Origin of the sequence: Halomonas zincidurans B6, assembly GCF_000731955.1 — a bacterium.
GTDB lineage: Bacteria > Pseudomonadota > Gammaproteobacteria > Pseudomonadales > Halomonadaceae > Modicisalibacter > Modicisalibacter zincidurans.
Genome location: NZ_JNCK01000001.1, coordinates 13,705 through 40,557, shown reverse-complemented (window position 1 = coordinate 40,557; position 26,853 = coordinate 13,705). Strand labels below are relative to the sequence as shown.

General features: G+C 64.6%; 30 protein-coding genes, 4 tRNA genes and 1 pseudogene. 9 read left to right on the top strand and 26 right to left on the bottom strand.

The genetic code is table 11. The features are described from left to right. Nucleotides 1-2: 2 nt before the first annotated feature. From HALZIN_RS0100255 to HALZIN_RS0100235, 5 genes are all read right to left on the bottom strand, one after another. The gene (locus HALZIN_RS0100255; RefSeq protein WP_031382261.1) at nt 3-584 is read right to left on the bottom strand and encodes a hypothetical protein; all 582 of its coding nucleotides are present in this window, start codon (nt 582-584) and stop codon (nt 3-5) included. A gap of 37 nt (nt 585-621) precedes the next feature. Continuing rightward, nucleotides 622-1,977 carry a TRAP transporter large permease gene (locus HALZIN_RS0100250; protein ID WP_031382260.1) on the bottom strand — a complete coding sequence of 452 codons (1,356 nt, stop codon included), beginning with the start codon at nt 1,975-1,977 and terminating at the stop codon, nt 622-624. Next, nucleotides 1,970-2,605, bottom strand: a complete 636-nt coding sequence (locus HALZIN_RS0100245) for a TRAP transporter small permease subunit (protein WP_051907301.1) — start codon at nt 2,603-2,605, stop codon at nt 1,970-1,972. Before HALZIN_RS0100245 ends, HALZIN_RS0100250 begins: the two co-directional genes overlap by 8 nt. Continuing rightward, nucleotides 2,605-3,699, bottom strand: a complete 1,095-nt coding sequence (locus HALZIN_RS0100240) for a TRAP transporter substrate-binding protein (RefSeq protein WP_031382258.1) — start codon at nt 3,697-3,699, stop codon at nt 2,605-2,607. Before HALZIN_RS0100240 ends, HALZIN_RS0100245 begins: the two co-directional genes overlap by 1 nt. A gap of 268 nt (nt 3,700-3,967) precedes the next feature. Then, nucleotides 3,968-5,371 (bottom strand): sigma-54 interaction domain-containing protein, encoded by a 1,404-nt coding sequence (locus tag HALZIN_RS0100235; RefSeq protein ID WP_051907300.1) that lies wholly within the window; start codon nt 5,369-5,371, stop codon nt 3,968-3,970. A 179-nt stretch (nt 5,372-5,550) separates the two neighbouring features. Here HALZIN_RS0100235 and HALZIN_RS18025 point away from each other — a divergent pair, with 179 nt between their 5' ends. Both HALZIN_RS18025 and HALZIN_RS0100225 read left to right on the top strand, forming a co-directional pair. After that, nucleotides 5,551-5,724: a hypothetical protein gene (locus HALZIN_RS18025; protein WP_160171078.1), complete on the top strand. Its 174-nt coding sequence runs from the start codon at nt 5,551-5,553 to the stop codon at nt 5,722-5,724. Then, nucleotides 5,724-6,320 (top strand): nucleotidyltransferase family protein, encoded by a 597-nt coding sequence (locus HALZIN_RS0100225; protein ID WP_031382256.1) that lies wholly within the window; start codon nt 5,724-5,726, stop codon nt 6,318-6,320. Before HALZIN_RS18025 ends, HALZIN_RS0100225 begins: the two co-directional genes overlap by 1 nt. Nucleotides 6,321-6,326: 6 nt before the next feature. Here HALZIN_RS0100225 and HALZIN_RS0100220 read toward each other — a convergent pair whose 3' ends face one another. The 4 genes from HALZIN_RS0100220 to polA all read right to left on the bottom strand — a co-directional run bounded on the left by HALZIN_RS0100220 (nt 6,327) and on the right by polA (nt 11,678). After that, a complete protein-coding gene (locus HALZIN_RS0100220) occupies nt 6,327-6,884 on the bottom strand; it encodes an ankyrin repeat domain-containing protein (RefSeq protein ID WP_031382255.1) in 558 nt (185 codons plus the stop codon). A gap of 108 nt (nt 6,885-6,992) precedes the next feature. Next, on the bottom strand, nt 6,993-8,021 hold the full coding sequence (mgrA, locus tag HALZIN_RS0100215; RefSeq protein ID WP_031382254.1) for an L-glyceraldehyde 3-phosphate reductase: 1,029 nt from the start codon (nt 8,019-8,021) through the stop codon (nt 6,993-6,995). 101 nt (nt 8,022-8,122) lie between these two features. Beyond that, nucleotides 8,123-8,818 carry a haloacid dehalogenase type II gene (locus HALZIN_RS0100210; RefSeq protein ID WP_031382253.1) on the bottom strand — a complete coding sequence of 232 codons (696 nt, stop codon included), beginning with the start codon at nt 8,816-8,818 and terminating at the stop codon, nt 8,123-8,125. A 79-nt stretch (nt 8,819-8,897) separates the two neighbouring features. Beyond that, entirely contained in the window at nt 8,898-11,678 is a 2,781-nt protein-coding gene (gene polA / locus HALZIN_RS0100205; protein WP_031382252.1) for a DNA polymerase I, read from the bottom strand. Between the two features lie 202 nt (nt 11,679-11,880). On the opposite strand from polA, the gene HALZIN_RS0100200 reads away from it, so the two are divergent. The 3 genes from HALZIN_RS0100200 (at nt 11,881) to speA (ending at nt 15,307) form a co-directional block, all read left to right on the top strand. After that, nucleotides 11,881-12,180, top strand: a complete 300-nt coding sequence (locus HALZIN_RS0100200; RefSeq protein WP_031382251.1) for a DUF2782 domain-containing protein — start codon at nt 11,881-11,883, stop codon at nt 12,178-12,180. Nucleotides 12,181-12,301: 121 nt separating this feature from the next. After that, entirely contained in the window at nt 12,302-13,252 is a 951-nt protein-coding gene (locus HALZIN_RS0100195) for a homoserine kinase (RefSeq protein ID WP_031382250.1), read from the top strand. A gap of 150 nt (nt 13,253-13,402) precedes the next feature. Further along, entirely contained in the window at nt 13,403-15,307 is a 1,905-nt protein-coding gene (speA, locus tag HALZIN_RS0100190) for a biosynthetic arginine decarboxylase (protein ID WP_031382249.1), read from the top strand. Nucleotides 15,308-15,526: 219 nt separating this feature from the next. Here the strand turns inward: speA and HALZIN_RS0100185 are convergent, their stop codons facing one another. Further along, complete coding sequence (locus HALZIN_RS0100185; RefSeq protein ID WP_031382248.1) at nt 15,527-16,207, bottom strand: fumarylacetoacetate hydrolase family protein; 681 nt, start codon at nt 16,205-16,207, stop codon at nt 15,527-15,529. 112 nt (nt 16,208-16,319) lie between these two features. Continuing rightward, nucleotides 16,320-16,395 (bottom strand) — tRNA-Thr (locus HALZIN_RS0100180). Nucleotides 16,396-16,518: 123 nt separating this feature from the next. Between HALZIN_RS0100180 and HALZIN_RS0100175 the strand changes: the two genes are divergently transcribed. Next, the gene (locus HALZIN_RS0100175; RefSeq protein ID WP_031382247.1) at nt 16,519-16,833 is read left to right on the top strand and encodes a hypothetical protein; all 315 of its coding nucleotides are present in this window, start codon (nt 16,519-16,521) and stop codon (nt 16,831-16,833) included. A 62-nt stretch (nt 16,834-16,895) separates the two neighbouring features. Here the strand turns inward: HALZIN_RS0100175 and HALZIN_RS18020 are convergent, their stop codons facing one another. The 6 genes from HALZIN_RS18020 to HALZIN_RS18625 all read right to left on the bottom strand — a co-directional run bounded on the left by HALZIN_RS18020 (nt 16,896) and on the right by HALZIN_RS18625 (nt 19,947). Continuing rightward, complete coding sequence (locus tag HALZIN_RS18020; protein WP_160171077.1) at nt 16,896-17,054, bottom strand: hypothetical protein; 159 nt, start codon at nt 17,052-17,054, stop codon at nt 16,896-16,898. A gap of 199 nt (nt 17,055-17,253) precedes the next feature. Beyond that, a complete protein-coding gene (locus tag HALZIN_RS0100165; RefSeq protein ID WP_035575030.1) occupies nt 17,254-17,991 on the bottom strand; it encodes a Crp/Fnr family transcriptional regulator in 738 nt (245 codons plus the stop codon). 684 nt (nt 17,992-18,675) lie between these two features. Then, complete coding sequence (locus tag HALZIN_RS18515) at nt 18,676-18,810, bottom strand: hypothetical protein (protein WP_268871164.1); 135 nt, start codon at nt 18,808-18,810, stop codon at nt 18,676-18,678. A gap of 13 nt (nt 18,811-18,823) precedes the next feature. Continuing rightward, on the bottom strand, nt 18,824-19,186 hold the full coding sequence (locus HALZIN_RS0100155) for a helix-turn-helix domain-containing protein (protein ID WP_031382245.1): 363 nt from the start codon (nt 19,184-19,186) through the stop codon (nt 18,824-18,826). Further along, nucleotides 19,187-19,483, bottom strand: coding sequence for a type II toxin-antitoxin system HigB family toxin (locus HALZIN_RS0100150; RefSeq protein ID WP_031382244.1), 297 nt, complete (start codon nt 19,481-19,483; stop codon nt 19,187-19,189). It abuts the gene before it with no gap. A 227-nt stretch (nt 19,484-19,710) separates the two neighbouring features. Continuing rightward, nucleotides 19,711-19,947, bottom strand: a complete 237-nt coding sequence (locus tag HALZIN_RS18625; protein ID WP_150113063.1) for a type II toxin-antitoxin system YafO family toxin — start codon at nt 19,945-19,947, stop codon at nt 19,711-19,713. 195 nt (nt 19,948-20,142) lie between these two features. Here HALZIN_RS18625 and HALZIN_RS16630 point away from each other — a divergent pair, with 195 nt between their 5' ends. Next, entirely contained in the window at nt 20,143-20,427 is a 285-nt protein-coding gene (locus HALZIN_RS16630) for a type II toxin-antitoxin system RelE/ParE family toxin (protein WP_236254941.1), read from the top strand. Further along, on the top strand, nt 20,424-20,747 hold the full coding sequence (locus HALZIN_RS0100140; RefSeq protein ID WP_031382243.1) for a helix-turn-helix domain-containing protein: 324 nt from the start codon (nt 20,424-20,426) through the stop codon (nt 20,745-20,747). Before HALZIN_RS16630 ends, HALZIN_RS0100140 begins: the two co-directional genes overlap by 4 nt. On the opposite strand, the gene HALZIN_RS0100135 is transcribed toward HALZIN_RS0100140, so the two are convergent. Then, nucleotides 20,737-21,054 carry a DUF2726 domain-containing protein gene (locus tag HALZIN_RS0100135; protein WP_051907299.1) on the bottom strand — a complete coding sequence of 106 codons (318 nt, stop codon included), beginning with the start codon at nt 21,052-21,054 and terminating at the stop codon, nt 20,737-20,739. The two genes, HALZIN_RS0100140 and HALZIN_RS0100135, sit on opposite strands and share 11 nt — an antisense overlap. Then, nucleotides 21,051-21,229, bottom strand: a pseudogene (locus HALZIN_RS0100130) (transposase); the annotation flags it as partial. The gene HALZIN_RS0100135 and the pseudogene HALZIN_RS0100130, both read right to left, overlap by 4 nt. Before the next feature lie 155 nt (nt 21,230-21,384). On the opposite strand from HALZIN_RS0100130, the gene HALZIN_RS17740 reads away from it, so the two are divergent. After that, the gene (locus HALZIN_RS17740; RefSeq protein WP_201448158.1) at nt 21,385-21,942 is read left to right on the top strand and encodes a hypothetical protein; all 558 of its coding nucleotides are present in this window, start codon (nt 21,385-21,387) and stop codon (nt 21,940-21,942) included. Between the two features lie 234 nt (nt 21,943-22,176). On the opposite strand, the gene HALZIN_RS0100120 is transcribed toward HALZIN_RS17740, so the two are convergent. The 7 genes from HALZIN_RS0100120 to HALZIN_RS0100090 form a co-directional block, all read right to left on the bottom strand. After that, nucleotides 22,177-22,252 (bottom strand) — tRNA-Thr (locus HALZIN_RS0100120). Nucleotides 22,253-22,268: 16 nt separating this feature from the next. Further along, nucleotides 22,269-22,343, bottom strand: a tRNA-Gln gene (locus HALZIN_RS0100115). Nucleotides 22,344-22,349: 6 nt separating this feature from the next. Beyond that, nucleotides 22,350-22,425, bottom strand: a tRNA-Phe gene (locus HALZIN_RS0100110). 91 nt (nt 22,426-22,516) lie between these two features. Continuing rightward, entirely contained in the window at nt 22,517-22,789 is a 273-nt protein-coding gene (locus HALZIN_RS0100105; protein ID WP_031382239.1) for an oxidative damage protection protein, read from the bottom strand. Further along, nucleotides 22,786-23,886 (bottom strand): A/G-specific adenine glycosylase, encoded by a 1,101-nt coding sequence (gene mutY / locus HALZIN_RS0100100; RefSeq protein ID WP_051907297.1) that lies wholly within the window; start codon nt 23,884-23,886, stop codon nt 22,786-22,788. The genes HALZIN_RS0100105 and mutY overlap by 4 nt, the downstream gene beginning before the upstream one ends. Nucleotides 23,887-23,948: 62 nt before the next feature. Further along, nucleotides 23,949-26,270, bottom strand: coding sequence for an AsmA family protein (locus HALZIN_RS0100095; protein WP_031382237.1), 2,322 nt, complete (start codon nt 26,268-26,270; stop codon nt 23,949-23,951). Beyond that, complete coding sequence (locus HALZIN_RS0100090; protein WP_031382236.1) at nt 26,267-26,713, bottom strand: acetyl-CoA sensor PanZ family protein; 447 nt, start codon at nt 26,711-26,713, stop codon at nt 26,267-26,269. Before HALZIN_RS0100090 ends, HALZIN_RS0100095 begins: the two co-directional genes overlap by 4 nt. Between the last annotated feature and the right edge of the window lie 140 nt (nt 26,714-26,853).

Below are 26,853 nucleotides of genomic sequence, written 5' to 3'. Positions count from 1 at the left end.
CGTCAGGGCGGCAGGGTCAGCGTCAACACCTGGCCATTGAGCGCGCGACCGGCGCCGCCGGCGAGAAACCGCGCGCAGTCGGCCACCGAGGCGCTCGACGCGCCCTGCGGGCAGAGCAGGTTGATGCGTATGCCCGGCCCGCTGGCCTCGGCCAGCCGGCGCACCAGCGCGGCCAGCGCCTCGCGCACCATGCTCGCCGCCTGACTGTCGCCTTCCGGGGCGACCGCCACCAGGCGCCCACCGCCGCGGCTGTGCATCCAGGCGCGGGCGACCTGCAACAGGCTCGACGGCCCGGCCACCTGTTCGTCCAGGCGCTGCGCCAACGCCACGCTGCGTGGCAGTGCCGGTGGCGCGCAGACCAGCACGTCGAGCCGCTCCAGCCGCCCGAGCAGCGCATCCAGCGCACCGTCGCCGGCGACCCGCCCGAAGCGATCATGGCGCTCGCCACCCAGGCCGTCCAGCACGTGCTCGAGGCTGGCGGCATCCGGGGTCAGCAACGCGACGCTCGCGCCCTCTTCCAGGAAGGCCCGCGCCAACGCCTCGATCAGCTCGCCGCCGCCGGCGATCAGCACGCGTTTGCGCATCCACGCATCCTCCCCAGTTTGATCAGGACATCCGGTGTCAGAGCAGTCCGGGCAGCCACAACACCAGCGCCGGAAACACCATGCACAGAATCAGCCCGGTCAGCTGCAGCAGCACGAAGGGAATGATCGAGCGGTAGATGGTACCGATGCCGATCCGTCCCTCGGTGATGCCCTTGAGGTAGAACAGCGCATAGCCGAACGGCGGGGTCAGAAAGCTGGTCTGCAGGTTGATCGCCACGAGAATGGCGAACCAGATCAGCAGCGCCTGCCCGGACAGCCCATAGCCGAAGTCGAGCGCCTCGACCACCGGGGCCACCAGCGGCAGTACCACGAAGCTGATCTCGATCCACTCGAGGAAGAACCCCAGCACGAAGATCAGGCCCATGATCAACAGCAGCAGGCCGTAGGGACCGAAGCCGGTGCCGGTGATCAGCTCCTCGATCATGTAGTCGCCGCCCAGACGCTTGAAGACCACCGAGAAGCCGGTCGCGCCGATGACCACGAACAGGATCATCGCCGAGGTCCGCGAGGTGTCGCGCACGGCATTGCGCAACGTCGCGAAATCCAGGCTGCGCATCGCCAGCGCCAGCAGCAGGCTGCCCGCGGCACCGATCGCTGCGGCCTCGGTGGGCGTGGCGATGCCCGCCATGATCGAACCGAGCACCGCGACGATCAGTACCACCGGCCCCAGCAGGTCGCGCAACAGAGCGATCGGCAGCGGCGTGGTGTCGACGTCGAAGGCATGGGGATCGGCGAGTGGCGCCCACTCGGGCTTGAGCCGCGCGGTGATCAGCAGATAGCCGATGTACAGCACGCCGAGCAGCAGCCCGGGCAGCAGCGCCGCCTTGAACAGCGCGCCCACCGAGACCTGCAGGATCGACCCCATCAGCACCAGCATGATCGACGGCGGGATCAGGATGCCCAGCGTGCCCGAGGCGGCGATCACCCCGCAGGCCATCTCGGCTCGGTAGCCCTGCTTGAGCATCACCGGCAGCGCCAGCAGGCCCAGCATCACCACCGAGGCGCCGATGATCCCGGTGCTCGCCGCCATCACCACGCCGAGCAACGCCACCGACACCGCCAACCCGCCGTGGGTGCGGCCGAACAGCCGTTGCAGAGTCAACAGCAGGCGCTTGGCGACCCCCGAACGCTCGAGCATCAAGCCCATGAACACGAACAGCGGGATGGCGATCATCAACCAGTTCTCGATCACCCCGCCGAAGATCCGCGAGCCGACGGTACCCAGAAACGGAATCGGAATGCCGCCGATGAAGGCGAAGACGATGCCCAGTCCGCCGAGCAGGAAGGCCACCGGATAACCGCTGAAGATGCCTATCAGCAGGGTGACGATCATCGTCAGGGCCAGCGCGTATTCCGACAGGAACTCAGCCATGCAGCGCCTCCTTGGCGTCGGCGGCGGGCGCCAGGCGGGCCGGATCGAACAGCCCCGCCAGGTTGTGCAGGACCTGGCCCAGCGCGCCGAGCGCCAGAAACACCAGGCCGATCGGCAACATCGCCTTGATCAGGTAACGATCGGTGAGCCCGCCGTAGTTGGACTGTTCGCCGGAAACGTAGGACATCATCACGAAGTGCCGGGAGAGCCAGGCCACCAGCAGGCAGAACGGAATCAGAAAGACCACGTGGCCCAGGATGTCGACGATCGCGCGACCCCGCGGCGAGAGTTTCTGGTAGATCAGGTCGACGCGCACGTGACTGTCGTGATGCAGCGCGTAGGTGCCGCCGAACAGGGTCAGAATGCCGAACAGATGCCACTGCAGTTCGGTGACGCTGTTGATGGTCAGCGCCTGGCCGAACAACAGCACGTCATTCTGCCAGGCGGCGATCTGATTGATGCCCAGCGCGTTGAGCGTCACGGTGATGAGCACGGCCAGCATCACCAGCAGCACCAGCCAGCTGGTAACGCGGCCGACCCACAGCCCGAGCCCGACCAGGGGCCGGGCCAGACCGTCACACACCGCACCGCCACGCTCGCGCCAGGGCGCAAGGGAGGCGCGTGGCATCAGCTATCCTCCTGGCCGCTGTCCTGAATCGGCTTGGGGGCGGGCAGCGCCTGCAGTTTGTACCACTCGTCGATCAAGCCGACGTGCTTCATCAGCGACTCGTAGGCTTCCTTGAAGGCCGGATTATTGGCCATCTCCTCCTGACGCACCTCGACCCAGGCATCCTGCAGCGCGTTGATCACCTCGTCGGGGAAGCGCTTGACCTTGACGCCCTTCTCTTCAAGCTTGCGGATGGTGCGCATCTGCTCGGGCGGCGCCTCGGCCATCGACCACTGCAGGGTCGCCCGGCAGGCGGTCTCGAACTGCGCCTTGCGCGCGTCGCTGTACTCATCCCAGACACTCTGGTTGATAAGCAGCGAGAACCAGCTGGCGCTCTGATGCCAACCCGGGAAGTAGTAGTACTCGGCGACCTCGTCGAAGCCCATCGCCGCGTCGACCTGGGGCACCGAGAACTCGGTGGCGTCGACGCGCCCGCGCTCCAATGCCAGATAGATCTCGCCGCCCGGCACCAGCTGGGTCGAGGCGCCGAGCTTGTTGAGCACCTTGGCGCCGAGCCCCGAGATGCGCATCGACAAACCGTCGAAATCCGCCGGCGAATTGATCTCCTTGTTGTACCAGCCGCCGGTTTCCTGCGGCGAGATGAAGCACGGCAACACCTTCACGCCGTAGGGATCGTAGGCCTTCTGCAAGAGCTCGGTGCCCTCGCCGGCCCACATCCACGACATGAAGGCCTCCGGCGACGGGCCGAACGGCAAGGCGCCGTAGAGGTTGGTGACAGGCACCGTGCCGGCCCAGTAGCCGATCCAGTCCCAGCCGGCCTGGACCGCACCCGAGGAGACCGAGTTGAAGACCTCGAAGGCCGGTACCAGATCGCCCGGGTCGTAGACGCGCAGCGACACGGCGCCGCCGGTGGCGGTCTCGAGCTCCTTTGACAGGCGCTCGGCACCGGCGCCGAGAAAGTTCTGGGTCGAGAAGGTGCTTGCCACATCGAGCCGCTTGGGACCTTCGGCACGGGCCGGGGCATTGAGGCTGGCGGCAATGGCCAGGCCGACCGCCGAGGCAAGCAGCGAATGGGTGAAAATAGCGCTTGGCATGATGCGTCTCCTTGACATTATTGTTGTCCCCGCGTATCCGGGTGAATTGACGAAGCAACTCAGCGGCCATCCTGCAATAATGCTATAAATATCAATTATTTAACTATTGTCTTTTACGCCAAGAAAGTGCCGATGATGGCTGCCGGGGCGCGCGGCGGCGACAAGCGTCCGGTTTATCGGACGCACCGACGTACCAGCGCGAAAAGCAAGCGCGGGAAGGGCGCCCCGCTACTGTCCGAATATTCGGATGGCATCCGTTCTTTCGGACTCAGGACACCGTGGAAACCTCGGCCAGGCGATGCCGGGCGAGTTTCTCGTAAAAGGAAGACTTGGCGATGCCCAGCCGCTTGGCGGCCCGTGTGCGGTTGCCGCCGCTTTCGATCAGCGCGCGTTCCAGCGCCTCGCGCTCGGCGGCCTCCAGGGTGGCACGCAGCGAGCCGTCGCCATGGCGTGAAAGCGCCGGCGTACAGCGCAACGCCTCGGGAAGATCGTCGACCTCGAGCCGCGAGCCGCCCAGGTAGAACGCCGCCTCGAGGACGTTTTCCAGCTCGCGGACGTTGCCCGGCCAGCTGTGCCGACACAGGCACTCAAGCGTCGCGTCGGACAGCGTCGGGCAGCGCCGGCCGCGCCGCTCGGCCAGCCGCTTGAGCAGGTGTCGGGCCAGCCCCGGCACGTCCTCGCGGCGTTCGCGCAACGCGGGAATTATCAGCGGCACCACGTTGACGCGATAGAACAGGTCCTCGCGGAATTCGCCGCGCGCGATCAGGCTCTCGAGCGGCCGATGGGTCGCGGCAATCACCCGCACGTCGACCGGTACCAGCCGGGTCGCGCCGACCGCTTCTATCTCGCGATCCTGCAGCACGCGCAGCAACTTGACCTGCATCGCCAGCGGCATGTCGCCGATCTCGTCGAGAAACAGCGTGCCGCCGTGGGCGAGCTGGAACTTGCCCGGCTTGCCGCCCTTGCGCGCACCGGTGAAGGCGCCCTCTTCGTAGCCGAACAGCTCGGCCTCGAGCAACTGCTCGGGGATCGCCGCGCAGTTGAGCTTGATGAACGGCCCGGCGGCGCGCTCCGACAGCCGATGCAGGGCATGGGCGTAAAGCTCCTTGCCGGTGCCCGACTCGCCACGGATCAGCACCGAGGCATCGCCCGGCGCGATCTTGCGGACCTTGGCATTGAGCGTGCGCATCGCTTCGCTCTCGCCGACCACGTCGGTCAGTTGCCAGCGCGCCCCGACGCGGACATCGAGCGCCTGACGGTAGTAGTCGACCTCGGCCTCCAGCGCCTCGACCTGGGCGTTCATCTGGCGCCATTCCCAGGTGTCGTGGTAGATCACTGTACCGATCGCCCCGATCACCCGGCCGCCGGCGCGAATCGGGTAGCGATGGGCAATCATGTGGTGGCCGCGCACCATCTGCAGTTGCGCGAGCTCGGCCTTGCCCGAAGCCAGCACCTCGGGCATGCGGGTGTTTTCGATGATCTCGCTCACCGGGCGACCGATCGCCGCGACCGGATCGATCTCGAGAAAGTCGGCATAGGGGGCGTTGAGGTAGCTGATGCGACCCTCGGCGTCGACCACCACCACCCATTCGGTCATGGCGTCGAGGCCGTGCAGCAGCAGGGCGGCATCCCACTGCTCGGGCTGGTTCCCGGCGAGCGACTGGTTGGCCATGCGAGCCTCGGCGTTATTGTCGGTATCGACTCAGCCTCGTCGCTGCCGGCCGGGGCGGCAAGACGACCTTGGTGGAGCATTGAAAGAAGAATGAGTTGGCACGACACGCGCCTTCGAACCATAGTAAGGGCTACCCTCGCCAGCCGCTTCCAGGCGGCCAACCGATAACGGACGCTGCGATGCTCGACATGGATATTCGTGTGCTGCCGCACGCTTTCGACTGGGCTCGCGGCGACCAAGCCCCGTGGCTGTCTCGACCTACGGTTCTTCGCCGGCATTTCGGCGTGATGGGCTCGCGCAAGAGCGCCGATGACCGGGCCACGATCGCCGACGTGATGAGAGTCCACTGTTAATGGCCGAGCACGCGACACCCTCTGACAGCATTGCCGCGCTGGTGCTCGCCGCCGGTCAGTCGCGGCGCTTCGGCAGCGACAAGCGCCTCGCCGAACTGCCCGGCCGCGGCACGTTGCTCGCCGCCACGCTGGCCACGCTGCGTCCGCATTTTCACGACATTCACGTGGTCATCGGTGGCGATGACGATGCCGTCAGGCTGGGCATACCGGACGACATCGTCACGCTCGTCAATCCCGACGCTCGGCGCGGCATGGGCGCCAGCCTGGCCTTCGGCATGTGTGCGCTGCTGCGGGAGAGCCGGGGCCGGGCCGTGGCGGTGATGCTCGGCGACATGCCGTGGGTGCGCGACGCCACCTTCGCGGCGCTGGCCCTGCGGGCCGGCGAAGCGCTGATCGTGCGTCCGACCTTCCAGGGCGAAGGCGGCCATCCGGTCGTCTTCGGGCGGCAATTCTGGCCGGCGCTGTGCCAACTGGACGGCGACGGCGGCGCGCATCATATCCTGCTCGACAACCCGGCGGCCTGCGTCGAGATCGCCACCGCCGACCCGGGCGTCATCAAGGACGTCGACGAACCCGGCGCGCTCGATCCGGGCTAGCGCACGCTACCCACCGGTGTCAGCCGGCCGGGCCAATTGCGCCGGCGTGGCCTTGGCGCCCATCGCCGTGGCCAGGTCGTGGGCGGTCATGCCCTTGCTCTCGCGGGCATGTCGGTCGGCGCCCTTGGCCAGCAGGCAAGCGACGATCTCGGCATGGTCGAACATCGCCGCGAACATCAACGCGGTCTTGCCGTCGGGTGACGAGCCGTCGACCGCGGCGCCGTTTTCCAGCAGCAACCGGACCATCGCCAGGTTGCCCTTGAACGCAGCGCCCGCCAGTGGATTCTGACCGTTGTCGTTGCGCAGTTCCGGGTCGGCGCCATGCTCGAGCAGCACGCGGGTGGTCTCGACGTGGCCATGGTAGCTGGCCAGCATCAACAGGCTGTCGCCCTTCTGGTTGCGCATGTTGGGCGGCAGGCCCTGCCCGAGCCAGTGACGGAAGTTCTCGGTCTCGCCTTCCCGTGCGGCATTGAAGATCTGCGTGGCCAGGCGGATCGTCTCCTCGTCCGGCCCGCTATCCGGCGCCGGGGCTGGCTGTCCCGGTGCCTGCGTCTGGTTAGCCATGGGTCCCTCCTTGATGTGCATTCCAGGCATGCGATCGTCTTGTCAGCCTGGTGGCCGCGCTCCACTTCCAGCCCAGGAGCCTGTCGGCCCGGGCCAAGCCCTGCAGGTCTAGCGCTCCGCCGAGGCCGCCCACAGGTTGACGCCACCTTCCACGGCGTAACGATCGATCTCGGCCAGCTCGTCGTCGCTGAAATCGAGACGCGCGAGCGTCCCCACGCAATCGACGACCTGCTGCGGGCGACTCGCGCCGATCAGCGCCGAGGTGACCTGGGGCTTGCGCAGCACCCAGGCCAGCGCCATCTGCGCCAGATTCTGGCCACGCCGCTCGGCGATCGCATTCAGCGCACGCACCCGCTCGAGGTTGTCCGCCGACAGGTGCGCTTCGCGCAGCGCGCCACCCTGAGCCAGCCGGCTGTCGTCCGGCACGCCGCCCAGGTACTTGCCGGTCAATATGCCCTGGGCCAGCGGCGAGAAGGCGATCGCGCCCATAGCCAGCTCATCGAGGGTGTCGAGCAGGCCGTCGTCCTCGATCCAGCGATTGATCATCGAGTAGCTCGGCTGATGAATCAGGCACGGCGTGCCGAGCTCGCGCAGGATCGCCACCGCCTCGCGGGTGCGCTGGGCGTTGTAGGAGGAGATGCCCACGTAAAGCGCCTTGCCCTGGCGCACCGCGCTGTCCAACGCGCCCATGGTTTCCTCGAGCGGCGTCTCGGGATCGAAGCGGTGCGAGTAGAAGATGTCGACGTAATCGACGCCCAGGCGCTCGAGGCTCTGGTCGAGGCTCGCCGTCAGGTACTTGCGGCTGCCCCAGTCGCCGTAGGGCCCCGGCCACATGGTGTAGCCCGCCTTGGTGGAGATCAGCAACTCGTCACGATGGCCGGCGAAATCCGTCTTGAGGATGCGCCCGAACAGCTCCTCGGCGCTGCCCGGCGGCGGGCCGTAGTTGTTGGCCAGGTCGAAGTGGGTAATGCCATGATCGAACGCGGTGCGGCAGATCTCCCGGGCGTTGTCGCTGTGGGCGTTGTCGCCAAAGTTGTGCCACAGCCCCAGCGACAGCGCGGGCAGCTTCAGGCCACTGCGTCCACAGCGGTTGTAGATCATATGTTCGTAACGGGAATCCGAGGGAGTGTAGCTCATACCGTTGTCCTTTATTTCCAGAGATCATCGTGTAACAGGCTAAGGGTCTGGTACTCACAGCGCCACTACACTGCCTGGCCTGCACACCAGTGCGGCGCACTTCAGCAGCCGAGTTGCTCGGCCAACGCGATGATCGACCCGGCATGCCGGTCGTTGGCCGGCGATCCGGCAATGTCCTTGGGATTGGCAGCACCGAACTCATTCGGACGCTCGATGTACGCCGTCTTGAGACCATAAGAACGTGCGCTGTCGAGATCGTCCTGGTGCGCCGCAACCATCATCACCGCCTCGGCCGGCACATCGAAGACCTGCGCCACACCCAGATAGGTATCGGGATGCGGCTTGTACTGGCGAAACACTTCCGCCGAGAGCAGGCAGTCCCACGCCAGCCCGACGCGCTTGGCCATGTTGGCGAGCAGCCCCAGATTGCCATTGGACAGCGTGCAAATCATGAAGCGCTGCTTGAGCCGCGACAGCCCCTCGACGGCGTCCGGCCACGGCTCCAGGCGATGCCATACGCGGTTGAGGTTGCGCTTCTGAGACTCCGTCAGCGAGGTGATGCCGAACTGCGCCAGCACATCGTCGAGGATGCCCCGATGCAGGTCGTCGATCAGCGTCCAGCCCAGTTCCCCAGACATCACCCGCTGCATCGCCGGCCGATAGCCGGCGCGCCACGCCAATGCGAACTCGCCGCCATCGACGCCCAGGTTTAGCGCCTCGACTTCGCGAGCGATCGAGCCATGCCAGTCGACGACGGTACCGAACACATCGAAAGCGAGAATCTCGACTTCCTGCATTAGCTGTCTCCCTGGGGCTACTGCCCTTCATCATCGGTCGCCTATTGCCACGCGAAGTCCTGGCCTTTCTTACGATATCTCAGTGCGCCTCGTCCCAGTTGGCGCCGGATTCGGCCTCGACGATCAGCGGCACTTTGAGCTCGGCGGCATTTTGCATGCGCTGCTTGACGATGCCGATGAAGTCGTCGACCTGCGATTCCTTGACCTCGAATACCAGCTCGTCGTGGACCTGCATGACCATCCAGGCATCGAAAGCGCTGTCGCCGCCGACCGGCGACAGCCAGCCGTCGACGTCAATCATCGCGCACTTGATGATGTCGGCGGCGGTGCCCTGCATCGGCGCATTGATGGCGGTGCGCTCGGCGGCCTGGCGACGGGCATGCTGGCGCGAGTTGATCTCGGGCAGGTAGAGCCGGCGGCCGAACACCGTCTCGACGAAGCCGTCGTCGGCGGCCTGGGCGCGGATGGTGTCCATGAAGCGCGCGACACCGGGATAACGCTCGAAGTAACGCTCGATATACACCTTGGCCTGCCTGGCCTCGATGTGCAGCTGCCTGGACAGCCCCCAGGCGCTCATCCCGTAGATCAGCCCGAAGTTGATCGCCTTGGCGCTGCGTCGCTGCTCGCCGCTGACCTTGTCCAGCGCCACGCCGAACACCTCGGCGGCGGTGGCGGTATGAATGTCGCGCTCTTGGGCGAAGGCCTCGAGCAGGCCCTCATCCTCGGAGAGGTGCGCCATGATGCGCAGCTCGATCTGCGAGTAGTCGGCGGCGACGATGCGATAGCCCGGCCGGGCGACGAACGCCTGGCGGATCTTGCGCCCCTCCTCGGTACGGATGGGGATGTTCTGCAGATTGGGATCGCTTGAGGACAGCCGCCCGGTGGCGGTCACCGCCTGGTGATAGCTGGTGTGGATGCGCCCGGTGGTCTTGTTGATCAGTTGCGGCAGCTTGTCGGTGTAGGTCGACTTGAGCTTGGTCAACCCGCGGTGGGCCATGATCACCTTGGGCAGCGGGTAATCCAGCGCCAGCTCCTCGAGTACCGACTCGGCGGTGGACGGCGCGCCCTTGGGGGTCTTCTTGCGCACCGGGATCTTCTGCTCGTCGAACAGAATGTCGCAGAGCTGCTTGGGCGAGCCGAGGTTGAATTCGCGCCCGGCGATCTCGAAGGCGTCCTTCTCGATCTCGCGGATGCGCGTCTCGAGCGTCTGGCTCTGGGCATGCAGCAGCGTCACGTCGAGCGCCACGCCGGTGCGCTCCATGCGTGAGAGCACCGCAATCATCGGCCGCTCGAGGCCGTCGAGCACTTCGGCGAGGCGGCCCTGGGCCTCGACACGCGGGCGCAGTTCATGGTGTAGCCGCAGGGTGACGTCGACGTCCTCGCAGGCGTAGGGCACCGCCTGCTCCAGGGCGACCTGGTTGAAGGTCAGCTGCTTGACGCCCTTGCCGGCGACCTCCTCGAAGCTGACGGTCTTCTCGCCGAGGTACTTGAGCGCCAGCGAGTCCATGTCGTGGCGCGTGGCGGTGGAGTTGAGCACGTAGGATTCGAGCATGGTGTCGGTCAGCGTGCCGGCCACGCGAATGCCGTAGCGCGCCAGCACCGAGATGTCGTACTTGAGGTTCTGGCCGATCTTGCCCTTGGCGGGGTCCTCGAGCAGCGGCTTGAGCGCGGCGAGCACGATGTCGCGATCGAGCTGCGCGGGGGCATCGATGTAGTCGTGGCCGACCGGGATATAAGCCGCCTCGCCGGGCTCGAGCGCCAGGCCGATGCCGACGATCCCGGCGTCCATGTAGTTGAGACTGTCGGTCTCGAGATCGAAGCAGAACGCCTCGGCGGCGGCGAGACGCTTGAGCCAGACGTCCAGGTCGGCCTGCTCGAACAGCGTATGATCCTCGCGGGCCGGCTTGGCCAGGGTCACGTCTTCGTCGAGTTCGCCGTCCGACGCAGCGCCGCCCGCAACGTCGTCGACGCCCTCGTCGCGACCGGCCAGCAATTCGCCGAGCCAGGCCTTGAATTCCAATTCGCGATACAGCCGGGTCAGCGCCTCGCGATCGGGGTGGGCGATGTCCAGATCGTCGAGGCCCACCGGCAACGCGCAGTCGGTCTTGATGGTCGCCAGCTGGTAGGACAAAAACGCCTGTTCGCGGCTGGCCTCGAGCTTCTTGTCCAGCGTCTTGGCGCCGCGAACGCTCAGCGTCTTGACCTCCTCGAGGTTGGCGTAGACGCCGTCGAGGCCGCCTTCGATACCCTGCAAAAGGCCCAGCGCGGTCTTCTCGCCGACCCCCGGCACGCCGGGGATGTTGTCGACCTTGTCGCCCATCAGCGCCAGGAAGTCGATGATCCGCGCCGGCGGCAGGCCGAACTTGGCCTCGACGCCGGCGACGTCCAGCGTCTCGCTCTTCATGGTGTTGACCAGCGTGATGTGCGCATTGACCAACTGCGCCATGTCCTTGTCGCCGGTGGAGATCACTGCATCGCGACCGGCCTCGGTGGCGTGGCGCGCCAGGGTGCCGATCACGTCGTCGGCCTCGACCCCCTCGATGCACACAAGCGGCAGGCCGAGGGCGCGGATGCAGGCGTGCAACGGCTCGACCTGGCTCCTCAGATCGTCGGGCATCGGCGGACGCTGGGCCTTGTACTGCTCGAACAGCTCGTCGCGAAAGGTCTTGCCCTTGGCGTCGAAGACCACCGCCATGGGGCTGTCGGGGTATTGCCGGATCAGGCTCTTGATCATGCTGATCACGCCCTTGACCGCGCCGGTCGGCTGGCCGGTGGAAGTGGTCAACGGCGGCAGCGCATGGAAGGCGCGGTACAGGTAGGAGGAGCCGTCGACGAGAACGATGGGCGGCGTGTCGGCCATGGGTGGGGCACCTCAGCGAAAAGCGATCGATGCGCCCATGATACGCAAGCCGCCCCGGGACGTCAGGCAATCGCCGGTATCGGTGCCAGACGCGGACGGAGCGCCCGCGCGTGCGGGTTATCTAAAGTAAGTGCACGCTAGCCGCCGTTACACATACACTGCGGGTATCGTTTATACGCTTTTTCCAAGCTTGGAGGTTGCCATGAAACTCCCCCCGCTGATTACCGCCACGCTACTCGCGCTCGGCCTTTCGGCCGGCCTGGTGCCGGCGGCGCTGGCCCAGCAGGACGCGGACGAATCGGTATCGCCGGATATCACCGTGCGCCAGGAGGAGGACCGTACGATTCGCGAGTACCGCGTCAACGGCCAGCTCTACGCCATCGAGGTCCAGCCCAAGGCCGGGCCGTCGTACTACCTGGTCGACGATAACGGCGACGGCGATTTCCGGCGCAGCGACAACGAGCGGGTGGTGCCGCCGCAGTGGGTGCTGATCTCCTGGTAAGCCGCTTGACGGGCCGGCACCAACACTACCGGCCGGCATCCGATGATTACTCTTGCAGGCACTGCAAGGTCGGCCGTCGACTCGCTACAATGGCCCGCTTGGATACCAGGGCGAGAACACCATGGCCGTATTCACACCGCTCGACGACGCCCAGGTCGCGAGCTTTCTCGAGCGCTTCGACGCCGGCCGGCTCATCGCCTGCGAAGGCGTCGCCAGCGGTACCGAGAATTCCACGTTCTTCGTCACTACCGACCGCCGCGAGTTGGTGCTGACGCTGTTCGAGCAGGGCGAGCACGATGAACTGCCGTTCTTCGTCGACCTGCTCGATTATCTCGACGAATATCGTCTGCCGGTCCCCGGGCCGCTCCACGATCGCCGGGGGGTGGCGCTGCAGAGCCTCGCCGGCAAGCCGGCGCTGCTGTTTCCGCGGCTGCCCGGCAAGCATCCCGAATCGCCCAACCTCGCCCAGTGTCGCGCGCTCGGCGATACCCTGGGGCGCATGCACAAGGTCGGCCAGCACTTCGACGGCCACCGCCCCAACCCGCGCGACCTGAACTGGCTGCTGGCCAGTCATCATCAGGTCTACGCGTATCTCACCCCCGCCGACCAGGCGCTGATGGGCGACGAGATCGACAGCTATCAGAGCGCCTTCGACGATCCCGATCGGTTGCCCACGGGCGCCATCCATGGCGACCTGTTCCGCGACAACACGCTGTTCGACGGCGACCGGCTTGGCGGGATCATCGATTTCTACAATGGCTGCAGCGGCGAGCTGTTGTTCGACCTGGCGATCGTCGTCAACGACTGGGCCAGCGACGCGCACGGCCATCTCGAGCCGGCCCGCCACGACGCGCTGCTCGGCGCCTACCTCCAGCGTCGGCCGCTGAGCGACGCCGAACGGAGATTGTGGCCGATGATGCTGCGCATGACTGCGCTGCGCTACTGGCTCTCGCGGCTGCTGGTAGTCTACGTCGACCCACCGGCCCACGAACTGACGCCCCACGATCCGGAGCGCTTTCGCCGCATCCTCAAGGCCCGCATCGCCGCCGGCGCCTTGCCGTTGCCGGCGTGAATGCGGCCATGCTCGACACCGCAGCGAATGACGCCTGTTGATCACACTAACAGTCCCGCCCGGCGCCGGCATGATGCGCCAGCGCCGGGCCGCACGCCTCAGACGCCGCCATCCACGGCGGCTCGTTCAGGCCCTTCAGGGAGACCGCACATGACCGCATCCGCCGCACAGGCACGCCGCACCTACAACATCGATCAGTGGGGAAGCGGCTATTTCGACGTCGACGACCACGGCCATGCCGTGGTCCGGCCGCTGGGCAGCGAGACCGAGGGTCCGGCGCTGCCGCTCGACGCATTGGTCGATCAGCTGCGCGAAGCCGGTCTGCGCCTGCCGGTGCTGGTGCGCTTCACCGATATCCTCCACGACCGCGTGGAACAGCTCTGCGCGGCGTTCGATACGGCGATGCGCGAGGAAGCCTTCCAGGGCGGCTATACCGCGGTCTACCCGATCAAGGTCAACCAGCAGCGCCGGGTGGTCGAGGAGATCCTCGCCACCCAGGAGCGCGGCCATGGTCGCGTGGGGCTGGAGGCCGGCAGCAAGCCCGAACTGCTGGCGGTGCTGGCGCTGTCCACCGACGGCGCGTCGCTGATCGTCTGCAACGGCTACAAGGATCGCGAGTACGTGCGCCTGGCGCTGATGGGCGAGAAGCTCGGCCACCGGGTCTATCTGGTGGTGGAGAAGTTCTCGGAGCTCAACCTGATCCTCGAGGAGGCCAAGCGCATCGGCGTGACACCGCGCATCGGGCTGCGCGCCCGGCTGGCCTCGGTGGGCAAGGGCAAGTGGCAGGACTCCGGCGGCGAGAAGTCCAAGTTCGGCCTCACCGCGACGCAGATCCTCGGCGTGGTCGAGCGCCTGCGCGAGGCCGATGCGCTTTCCAGCCTGCAACTGGTGCACTTCCACCTCGGCTCGCAGATCGCCAACATCCGCGACATCCAGCGCGGCCTGCGCGAATGCGCGCGTTTCTACCGAAGCCTGCGCGAGATGGGCGCGCCGGTGGACACCGTCGACGTCGGCGGCGGCCTGGGCGTGGACTACGAAGGAACGCGCTCGCGCAGTTTCTGCTCGATCAACTATTCGATGCGCGAGTACGCCAGCAACGTGGTGTGGGCCTTCAGCCAAGCCTGCGAGGCCGAGGGCATCCCCCATCCACACCTGATTTCCGAATCCGGCCGGGCGCTGACCGCGCACCATGCGGTGCTGATCACCAACGTCATCGACGAGGAGCGCATCGGCGAAACCGCTCCGTCGCGCCGGCGCGCCGAGGACGACCCGCAGGTCGACGAGTTGTGGCGCGTCTACGACCGGCTCGCGACCATGCAGGAGCCGCGCGGCCAGGTCGAGGCGTACCACGACCTGACCCAGGCGATCGCCGAACTGCAGGAGCGCTTCGTGATGGGCATGGCCGATCTCGACGCCCGCGCCGAGGGCGAGGCGGTTTACTTAGCCGCCTGCCAGCGCCTGCGCTCGCGGCTGGACAGCCGCAACCGCGCCCACCGCGACATCGCCGACGAACTGGGCGAGAAGCTCGCCGACAAGCTGTTCGTCAACTTCTCGCTGTTCCAGTCGCTGCCCGACGTGTGGGGCATCAAGCAGGTCTTCCCGGTGCTGCCGCTGACCGGGCTGGATCGCGAGCCGACTCGCCGCGGGGTGATCCAGGACATCACCTGCGACTCCGACGGGCGCATCGACAGCTACGTCGACGGCCAGGGCCTGGAAAGCACCCTGCCGCTGCCCGAGTGGGACGATCATGACGACAAGCTGCTGGGGCTGTTCCTGGTCGGCGCCTATCAGGAGATTCTCGGCGACCTGCACAACCTGTTCGGCGACACCGACTCGGTCGACGCCGCGCTCGACGCCGATGGCCAGTGGCAACTGTCGAGCCTGCAGCATGGCGACCGGGTCGCCGACGTGCTGCGCTACGTCAACTTCGACGCCGAGGTGCTGCGCGCGCGGCTCGATGCCCAGCTTCAGGCCAGCGCCCTCGACGATACCGAGCGGGCGCACTTCATGGACGACCTGGCCGCCGGCCTCGAGGGCTATACCTATCTCGAGTAAGCGCTGAAAATACCGGGAAAACGCCCGGCGTCCTTCTGCCTCAGGGCAATCGCAGTTAGCGTTTTCGCTCGGGGCTGAGCCATCGATAAGCCTGCGAGAAGGCGCTGTAAATACGTCCATGTACGCTACCGACGCCATCCATGGCGTCGAACCTTCTCTTCGGTTTATCCCCGGCGCCCCTCGTCAGGTCCAGCTGCAATAGCCTTGTCTTGTGCCATGCTAGTCGGCGGTGCGGGTGATCGCCTCCACCGCACCGTGGCTGGCCCCGGCGGCCAGCGCCAGGCTGATCTCGGCGCCGCGCGGCAAGGCGCCCACGCCCGCCGGCGTGCCGGTCAGCACCACGTCGCCGGGCATCAGCGTGAAGTGGCGGCTCATCTCGGCCAGCAGTTCAGGAATCGCGAACAACATGTCGGCGCTGTCGCCGGTCTGGCGGCGCTCGTCGTCGATATCCAGCGTGAAATGCAGCGCCTGCCAGTCGGGCTCGCCCTCTAGCGGGGCGAACGACGTCAGCGGACAGGCACCGTCGAAGGCCTTGGCGACCTCCCACGGATGGCCCTTGTCCTTGAGCCGTGCCTGCACGTCGCGCAGGGTCAGATCCAGCGCCAGCCCCAGCCCGGCGACGGCGCGCTGTGCCGCCTGCGGTGTGGCGCGAGTCAGCGGCGTGCCGATCAGCAGCGCCAGTTCGGCCTCGAAGTGCACCTCGCCGCGCGCGAACTGCGCTTCCAGCGGCTCGTCGATATCCACGGCGCTGCTCGCCGGCTTGATGAACAAAAGCGGCGCGCTGGGCACCGGGTTGTCGAGCTCGCGGGCGTGCTCGGCGTAGTTGCGGCCGACGCAGACGATCTTGCCCAGCGGCTGGCTGAAGGCCTGGCCAGTGGTGAAGCGAGGAACGAACGACATGGCGACTCCACAAAATCCGATGAGAAAGTGCCGAGTCTACCCTAGCCAGCACACTAGAGCGAAAGAAGCCGCCACTCATTTAATTATCAAGTAATTGATTTTGAATATTTTTTGGTGCCGGCGAGTGGACTCGAACCACCGACCTACGCATTACGAATGCGTTGCTCTGCCAACTGAGCTACGCCGGCTCAGGCAAAATCCTACTCATTAGTCGACATGCCAGGCAAGCCCGTTAGCTGGCACGTGCCAAGTCTGCCGTCAGCCTCTAAAGCTTCAGGCGTGCCATCCTCGACATGCCAAGGAGCAAGATCATGTCAGTGAAGACAGTTCGGCGAATTCGCCCCTTTCTGGTCGCCCTGGTAGTCGGCCTGGGCTTTCCAGCGCTCGCTTTCGCCGAAGACCCCATCCCGCAGACGACCGACGAAGCCACTCAGGACACAGACGAGTCCCAGCAACAAGCTGCCCGGGGCGATGAGCAGCGCAAGCGACTCGAGGGCAAGGTCAAGCCGCAGGAGGCGCAGAAGGATCAGGACTCCTCGTTGAACCACGATACCGACGAAGAGCGTCTCGACCAGGAGAGTGGCTCAGACGCCATGATGCAACCCGATGGCTACAATGGCGGTTGAGCCCGCGAACCGCAGGCCGGGCCAAGGAGGCGCCTTGTCCCGGCTCCCGGTCAGCTTGCAGGCTATTCGTTTTCCCGGCGCAGCTGCCTGGCAAGGTTGCGCAGATAGTCGGCCGAGACGCTCGACATTCCCGCTTCCTTCATGGCCTTGGCCAGGCGGAGATAAGCCTCGGCATCGTTGAGGGCGAGCCGCGCCTCCTCAGTTTCAAGCTCTGTCGTCACGCTTGCGGTCTCCTTGTGCGGCCCTGTGGAAAGCGCGCTGCCCGGCAACGCGCGTGCAAAAGATGCCATAACTTTGTCTCGCCTCAAATAACCGACGGCGCGCTACATTAGCATGCCCAAGGTCTCGAAGTATGAACGGCTCATGCTTCGACATGAGACGAATCTCCATCGAGCAGATCACAAGCCTGACAAGGCAGTCCTATCCGCGCAACAGCGGATTGATCGCTTCGCTGCAGTGCTCTGGAACGAACCCCGCCAACACAGAGAGCCGCTCGAAATCGAGAATCCTTATCGCGTTGCGCCGCTTGTGAATCAACCCCTCCTCCGCCAGATCGGTCAACGTGCGGCTGACATGCACCTCGGTGAGTCCCAGCATCAGGCTGAACAGGCGCTGCGTCAGGGGCAACGTGAAGCTGCCTCCGTCAGTCGCGTGGATGCGTTCCAGCCGGTAATAGATTTCCAGCGCAAAGTGCGCAATACGCGACTTGGCATCATGGCTCAATACGTTGACCAGGCGTTCAGTGATGACCGCCTGCTGATGAGATGCCGAGGCATGCATGGCCAGTCCCAGCGTGCTGGAACGCTGGCAGGCCCTACGCAAGCTTTGCACGGGAAACGGGCAGACGACTCCGTCCGTGAGCATTTCGACCCCGGTGTAGTGAGTGTTGAACGTCACTTCACGGATGCCGATCAAGTCGCCGGGCAGAAATATCTCGAGAACCTGACGACTACCGCCCTTGCTGCAGTGAAATGAGTAAGCCCAGCCTCGCTGCAAGGTATACAACATCTCGGGGACGTCACCGGCCTTCCATAACTGGCTACGTCGCTCGAACTCTTTGGGCGCATGCTCGAGCTCTTCCAACAGCAGCAGATCTTCCTCGCCAAGTTCGATGTGTTGGCAGAGACTCCTCTTGATACAGCACTCTTGCGTATCCATGGAAACATCCTTGTGTGAGCGCTCACACTATCGCTGCGAACCGTAACGAGCCGGCCTTCCTGGCCGCGCTCCTGGAAGTGTAGGTGAATTACTGTGTCACTCCAGGCGCTCCTAAGTGACAGTCGGCCAACCGAGCCAGTGGCCGGCCAATACCGCAACTGCACCGTCGACCTGCCCACTCTCATGCGGCAAGTATCGGAAAAGCTTAGTGCCACCCGCGCCACAGGACAACGAGTCGCCCACATTTCAAGTCGCTATCATTCGCCCATAGAAAAGCCCGGCCGAATGGCCGGGCTTTCCGAGTGCTGCGTTTCCTTACCGCTACAACGAGCATCCTGCTCGTACATCCTTGGCGCGTGAGCCATCCATCGCTCGCCCCCTCCTTGGTACGGGCCTTCCTTGCCCGACGCCGCCCACGATCTCAAAGTGAGCGAGCCACGTATTTAACCCACGTTATAAAAACGCAAAATGCCTTCATCCAGGCAAAAAATAGCCCCGTGGGGGATACAGGGCGCGAAGCGATATCGATCATCGGACACTTTGGGACCATTCACGATGGCGCGCCATTCTTGTCGCGATGAGCTTCCTTGGCCTCAGCTCCATACTGCGGGATCGTCCTGATCCCTGATCACACTGCTAGCGTAGTCGCCAGCAACCATGATTCAAGCCGCTCTGTGCACCAGGCTACTTCCAGACATCGGCCTTAGGGCGACCACGCAGCGTGCCGCCCCGGTACTTGTCGGCTTTCTCGAAGAACTCGTCGGTCAGTTGCGGCGCGTCGTCAGGGTCGATCCAGTCACTGCCGGCATCGTCTGGCATTGCTTCGATCTTCTTACGCCGGCTCCTCGTCCAGCAGGGTTTCATAGGGGATATGCAACCCCTTGTGCAGGTTTCGCACCATGCGCAGGCTCAGCCCACGCCGACGGTTCAGCACCTCCGACACACGGCCACTGGGACCGATGAAGCGCTCCAGATCCCGCGGCGTCAGCCCCTGCTGCTCCATGCGAAACCGGATCGCCTCGATGGGATCGGAAGGCCCAACGGGGTAATGCTCATCCTCGTAGCGCTCGACGAGAATCGACAGCACTTCCAGCTCGTCGGCCTCGGCGCTACCTTCTTCGGCATCCCACAGCGCTTGTATCCGCGCGAAGGCGCGATCCAGATCGGCATCACTGCGAATTGGCTGAATGTTCATCTATATGGTCTCCGCATCTACCTGATCATACTGCTTGTGTGTTCCCACGAAGCGTACCCATGCGATCTGCTGCGAGTAGCGGATCGACACGATGACCCGGTACTTGTTGCCGCCGATGTTGAAGACCACGCGACCGCCCTTGAGGATGCTTGCCGTGGCGATCTCCGCTTTCAACGCCTGCGGCGTCGGCCAGTCAGCCTTCGCCATCATGTGATACCACTCTGTCAGCGGCCGCTCGGCGGCGGCATAGCCCTGCTCCCAGAACTCCCGCAACGTGCGTTTCGCGATGACTCTCACAAGATTTTCCCCTTTTGGGAGAATATAGATTCTCCCTTTTTGGGAGTCAACAACCGTCCCGATCCCCGTATAGCGGGTGATAGAACCGTTCGGCCACGAGTATCGGGTGATCGATCACCCGAATGTCGTCGCCAGCGGGCTTGGCGAGCATTAGTATGCCGTCTTGGCGTCTGACGGCGCCCTTGCTGGCTGCAGTGCCGCCAGTCGCGCTGGGGAACGAAGGAAGTTCAGTTGTTGTCGCGAAACTCTCTGGCCAGTTCCGCTAGACGCAGCATCAAGCCATTATCCTGTGCCCGTTCATGCGCGTACGAATACAGCAGCCCGAGTATGCAATAACGGTGATCTTCAAACTCGCCATGCACATATACCAACGAGGCATCCCGATGCGGCTCTTTTCGACGACACGTCATCTGGGCCACGGTTTGCGGGTGAACAGTAACCAATTCTTTAACGCTTGATTTCACTGCGTTTTAAATGGTGCTGGCACCAAGAGTCGAACCCGGGACTGTAGTGGTCACGATGTGGTCAATTCTCCGACATTGCACTTATACCCATTTGGGAATAAACTCACAATATGGATTCGGAGGACGCTATCAAACCGCTCTACTGGGTCGCCAGCAGCAAGAAGGATCTGCTGGCTATGCCCGACGACGTACAGGATGTCTTCGGTTATGCGCTTCATCAGGCGCAGGCCGGTAGCAAGCACAGCCAGGCTAAGCCAACTCAAGGGCTTCGGTTCTGCGGGTGTTCTAGAAGTTGTCGAAGACGCCCAGGGCGACACCTACCGCGCTGTCTACACCGTCAAGTTTCAGGGCGCGGTCTATGTCCTTCACTGCTTCCAGAAGAATTCCAGTAGTGGCATCGCTACGCCCAAGCCAGACCTGGACAAGATCCGCGAACGGCTCAAAGCCGTCGAACAGCACGTGAGAGAGTCATCATCATGATCGATATCGAACAAGGCAGCACCAACGTCTACGCCGACCTCGGTCGCCATGATGCCGACGAGATGCTGATCAAGGCCCAGCTTGCCACCAAGATCGCCGAGATCATCAAGCGTCGCCGTCTCACCCAGGCCAAGGCCGCCGAGATCGTCGGTATCCCGCAGCCCAAGCTCTCCGGGCTGCTCCGCGGTCAATTTCGCGGTATCAGCGAAGCCAAGATGCTTGGGTGTCTTGCTCGGTTGGGTCGCGACGTTCGCATCGTCGTCGGTCCCTCTCGCCCGCGCTCCAAGCCTGGTCATGTCGAGGTCGAATTTACCGGATAACTTCGATGCGCTTTTCGGCGTGGTTGATCTTCATTCGCTCCAGGCGAACACCCGCTACCTCACAGGCTCGATTTAGGATGCGATCACGCTTCACTCGGTCGGGCCTTTCATGACTCGGATCGTCGAGCTCCAAGGCACATTTCACTTTAAAATCAGCTTTTTCACACAAGACATAATCAAAATGCCATTGCGAAAGCTGGCGAAATAACGACTTATACTCCCTCGTCCAGGTGTGGTGCTTCTTCATGTTCGGCTGGATCAAGTCCACCACGCGCACCTGACAGAAAATGGCTCTTCGTCGTTTCATGTGGATTTGGCCTGATCCAGCAGGCTCCCCACCGGGCTGCCAATCAGATAGATCATGGTGATGAAGTAGCCCTCGTTGCGGTACCGCGAGCCCGTGATCGGGCGGCTTGAAACAAGCTGTTCATCCCTTCCAGTCGTGCATTGGTCAGCGCCGATAGCCAGCGCCGAATGACCCTGCGTATTCCGGCGAACGTGACCGCCCATTCCGGGGATCGTGACCGATTTGCACATGGCCATCACGCTGGAGTCGGTTTTGTACTCTAAGCGGTCACGATGGGCCGGAATATGCAACTTCATCCAGGAACGCCAACCCCAGGCCTGTCAGGACTTCATGTACAACATCGCCGCGCACATGCTGGCCCACGTCGAGCCCGCCGGCTGCGCCATTCACCTCGCCCTGGACCTGCAAGGATGGCAGCCGCCCCGCGACTTCATGGACCGGTTCGTCACCCGCTCCAAGCGCGTTACCAAGCTCAACGGCGTCTCCGACTTTGAGATCACCACCGGCGAGATCGCCGCCCAGTACGCCTACGGCCAAAGCTACCTATTCGGCACTGCCGGGGCTCTCCAGTGCGCCCTCTACAACAAGACCCGCCAAGCCCATAGCCGCGACAAGCTGCACTTCTGGGAGGGCATCTGGAAGCAGGCCACCGGCGACGATCCTCTGGATGAGCCCTACGACCCCGACCAGGACGTTTGGCGCATCGAGATGCGCTTTCATCAGTCCGTGCTCCGCGAGTACGCCCAGGGCACGCCGCCCTGGAGGACGGAACCATCACCGAGGACGAGCGCTTCAGCCTCCACGACCTCAAGCGCAAGGGGATCACCGACTACAAGGGCACCCGTCACGAGAAGCAGGAAGGCAGCGGTCACCGTTCACCAGGGATGATGGACGTCTACGATCTCAGTCTGCCCGTCGTAAAATCCAGCGAGGAATGACCGGCGAAGCCCGCCAAATTCTGTACAGCGGCACTATCTCGCAGACGCACGAAAAGGGGGTTAGCTCAGCTAGCCCCCTTTTGGTGAAGGCCAAAAGGCGGGGAGAATTTTACGTAGACAAGAAAAAGCCGCCCTTGAAGGCGGCTTTTAAAATCTGCAAACGCTTGATATTGCTGCGTTTAAATGGTGCTGGCACCAGGAGTCGAACCCGGGACCTACTGATTACAAGTCAGTTGCTCTACCAACTGAGCTATGCCAGCCCCAAGAGCGTTGGCGTGGCTGGGGTAGCAGGACTCGAACCTGCGAATGCCGATACCAAAAACCGGTGCCTTACCACTTGGCTATACCCCAGCAAATTGGTGGCCAGAGACGGAATCGAACCGCCGACACGAGGATTTTCAATCCACTGCTCTACCGACTGAGCTATCTGGCCGTTGCCAACGGGGACGTATTAAACCGTAATCCCCGCAGACGGTCAACCCTGCCTTTTCAGAATGATGCTGGCCGATTCAGCGCCCATCGCGCTATTGCGCGGGCGGCACGTAGCCTTCGGCCTGGTCGCTTTCGCGGTTGTCCAGAAAGCGCTCCATCTGATCCATCAGGTACTCGCGGGTCTTGGGGTCGAGCATGTTGAGATGCTTCTCGTTGATCAGTCGCGTCTGCTGCGCCTGCCACTCTTCCCAGGCCTTCCTCGACACGCTGCGCTGGATTTCCTGGCCCTTCTCGCCCGGCAGCGGCGGAAAAGGCAGGGCCTCGAGCTCTTGCTGATATTTGCGACAGAACACGGTCTGCGTCATCGCGAGCGCTCCTCGGCTTGCGTCGTTGAATGGGCCAGCGTCTCCAGCAGCGTCTTGACCGGAGCGGCCAAGCCGATGCTCGCCGGCTCCCGGGGGTTATACCAGAGTCGACCCGGCTCGGTCACGGCAGCGCTGTCGCGCGCCAGCCGCACCAGCTGCGGCACGATATGCAGGCGAAAGTGGCTGAAGGTATGGCTGAGCGTCGGCCAGGCCGGCTCGCGCTGCGCATCCGGGGCGTGAATCGCCAGCCAGTCGTCCAGCGCCGCGTCGTCGTCGAACTGGGGGAAGCTCCACAGCCCGCCCCACAGCCCGCTGGCGGGACGCTGTTCGAGCATCACCCGGCCCTCTCGGTCGCACAGCAACAGCATCCGGGCATGACGCTCCGGCAAGGTCTTGCGCGGCTTGGACTCGGGAAAGCGGCTTTGCTCGCCGCGGGCATGGGCCTGGCAGGCATCGTTGAACGGGCACAGCAGGCAACTCGGCTTGCCCCGCGTGCACAGCGTCGCGCCCAGGTCCATCATCGCCTGGGTATAGTCGGCCAGGCGCTCGTCCGGTGTGTAGTGTTCCGCCAGACGCCATAACTCACGCGCCACCGCGGTTCGCCCTGGCCAGCCTTCCACGGCGCGCAGGCGCGCCAGCACCCGCTTGACGTTACCGTCGAGAATCACCGCGCGGCGCCCGCTGGTGATCGCGATGATCGCCCCGGCGGTGGAGCGACCGATGCCGGGCAACCCGGCCATGGCATCGACGCTGTGCACCGGAAATTCGCCGCCGTGCACCTCGACGACGATCTGCGCGGCGCGGTGCAGGTTGCGCGCGCGGGCATAGTAGCCAAGCCCGGTCCACAAATGCAGGACCTCATCCGGGGCGGCTTGCGCCAGGTCCTCGACACGCGGAAATCGCGCCATGAAACGCTGGTAATAGGGGATCACGGTGGCGACCTGGGTCTGCTGCAACATGATCTCGGAAACCCAGACCCGGTAAGGCGTCTTGTCCTGTTGCCAGGGCAGGCTGGTCCGTCCGTGGCGATCGAACCAGTCGAGCAGGCGCGCCTGAAAGGCCTGCGGGGTCAGTTCGATGAATAGCGGTTGCAACATGATGGCGCACCACAAAAAAAGCGCCGACTCGTGAGTCGGCGCAGGACTGGCTTGCTATTGCTTCACTTCAACAGACCACGAATGGCATCGCGAAGTTCCTTGGCAGACTCTTCGCCGCCGAGTTTTTCCTGAATCTTTTCGCTGAGCTTCTCGGCGGCCTGGTTCTTGAGTTCGCCCTTGGCCAGTTCGGCCAGCGAGCGCTGGAAGGCCTGGCGGTCGAAAGTGCACCACTGCCGGGGATCGCCGGAAAGCTGACCTTCGCAACGCACCGGCAGGGGAATACGTTCGAGCCGCGGATTGACGTCACAGGCGGCGTCGGCGGTGTCCACGAAGCGCGCCTGGACGTCGTAGTCGAAACGCTGGCTGGCCAGGTTGACGTCGCCGTTGCCGGTCAGCTCGATGCCGGGAACGGTGATCAGCAGGTCGTCGTTGTTGAGGACCCCGTCGACAACCCTGGCGCTGCCCTTGAGCTGGTCAAAGCGCGTGTCCGTGCTCCATTCCCGCGACGTGCTTTCGCCCTCCAGCGCCGCTACCGCCGTGCACAGCTCCTGCGGAACGTTGACGTTGAACACTGCCCCGTCGTCGATCTGGAAGTCGGCTCGGCCGTTGAGATTGCGCAGCAGCGTAGCGGCGCTGTTGGTCTGCGACGTGAAGTCGCCGGCCAGCGTCAGCCGCCCCCGCAGCGGCGATGGCTCGCCGGTGTAGTCCTCGACCAGCGGCACCACCTGGACGCCGTCAAGGCGTTCGCTAAATGTCCAGCGAATCGGCGCCTCGCGCACGTCGAGCGTCCCCTCGAGGTGCGCGGTACCGTCGTACAGCCGCGCATCGAAATGCTCGAGCGCCAGTTGCCCACCGCTGCCAGTGACCGTCAACGCCGGGTCGATCAGCGTCAGGCCTTTGGCGATCAGCGTGTCGAATGCCAGCCGGCCGTCGAGGTCGAGCCCGCGCAGCGTGGACGCGGGGACCAGCTCGGCGGCCTCGCTGGACGTCTCGGCGGCAGCGACATCGCCGACACCGATCATCTCGAACGACGCCGTGGCTTCGTCGCCGCTCGCCGGCGCTTCGCTGGGCGGCGGCAAGTAGCCATCCAGGTCGAGCTGATCGCCCTTCAGGTCGAAGCTCAGTGAGTCGCCGTCGAGCCCCAGGCCGAGCTGGCCGCTCAGCGTCGTGTCGTCGACTCGCAGCGTCAGGTTGGAGAGCGTCACCCGGGACGCATCGCCCTCGAACGGGCTGGTCAATGCGACCTCCTCGAGCGCCGCGTCGTCGGCGGTGTTCGGCGTCACACCCAGGCGCTCGAGCCAGGGCCGTAGCGACAACGGCGCCAGCTCGACCTTGCCGGTATAGGTCGGCGCGCTGAGCAGCGTGTCGATCGCCAGATTGCCGGTCAGCTTGAGTCCGTCGTCGCCGGTCAGCACGATGTCGCTCAATTGGGCGGTTTCATCACGGGTATTGGCCTCGGCGGCAAAAGCCAGCTTCAGCGACAGCGGCGACTCGCCCAGTGAGGGATGCTCGAATTTGCCTTCGAAACGTCCGCTCTCGAGGCGATAGCGACCAGCGCGGACCTCGGCGATCAACTGCTTGGCATCGAAATTCAGCGTCTGCACCCGCTCCTGCAGGGCGGTGAAGCGGGTCTGGGTATCCAGCGTCAGGCCGGTGAGCTCGTAGCGGCCATCATTGAGCCCCAGGCGCACCTTGCTCTGCAGGCTGACCTGGCTTTCCAGCACCGGCGCGGCGCTGTCGACGGTGAAGCTGGCCTTGAACGGAAAGGCGTTGACCGGGTTGACGTCACTGCTGGTCAGCGCCAGCTCACGTAGCGTGACGTCCAGGTCGCTGCGCTGGTCGGCATAGCGCACCTCGCCGTTGTTGACCTCGACAGTGGCGATATCCAGCGCCACGCTGGGCTCACCGTCCTGCATCGAGGGCCCTGCCGAAGCTGGCGCCAGCGCCGCTTCGGCATCGTCGCCCTGGGCCTCTAGACGCTCGAGCAGGACCTCCCAATTGCCGCGCCCCTGGGCATCGCGCACCAGATCGAGGCGCATGCCGTCCAGGGTCAGGCCATCGATGGCGATCTCCCCCGACAGCAACGGCGCGAATGCCAGGCTGACCTCGGCGCGATCGACGCCGGCGAAGGGCGCGTCCTGCGCGGACTGCTCGGGCAGCCAGGCCCGCGCATTCTCGACGCTGACGCCGATGCGCGGATAGAACGACCAGCTCAGCGGGCCTTCCAGCGCCAGCTCCAGACCGCTGCGCTCCTTGACTGCCTCGACCAGGCGCGGCTTGAGCTCGTTGGGGTCGAAGAAGGTGGTGACGTAGATCACCGCAGCGACGACCAGCAGCCCGAGTACGCCGACGGCTGCGAGCAGTATTCGCACCAACCTCTTCATTGGCTTCCTCCAGAAGCAGGGATCATGAACTCGAAATAGGCACCGTTCTCTTCGAGCCGGTAACCCAGCCGTACCAGCAGCAGCTGGCTTTCCAGCGGCAGCTGGTCGGTCTCGATACGTAACGCGGCGTCGCCGGCCGCCGCGGCGACCAGCGCCATCAGCCGCGAGCCGACACCGCGGCGGCGCGTCGCCTCGCGAACGCAGAAATGCGACAACCACCAGGCGCCCGGCTCGCGGCGCAGGCCGACCGCCGCTAGCAGACGGCCGTTGAAGCGCGCGCAGTAGAATTCGCCGCCGCTCTCGAGATGCCCGCGCACGAACGCCTCGGCGGGCACCGGCAGCAGCTCCGGCGAGGCATCCTGATAGATGCGCGACAGCTCCGCGCCAGCCTCGGCGTCCGCCGTCCAGCGGGCATGATCGAGTCGTTCCAGGGTGACTGGCATGCATCCTCTCCGTGGCCAGGGACGCCGTCGTATCGCTCCCATCGTTGGCGTATTGTAGCGGATGGCCGCTGCGATTCTCTATAATGACAGGCTCGGTTGGCCTTACGACGTGCCGAGCGCTGCAGCCAACGGCGCGATAC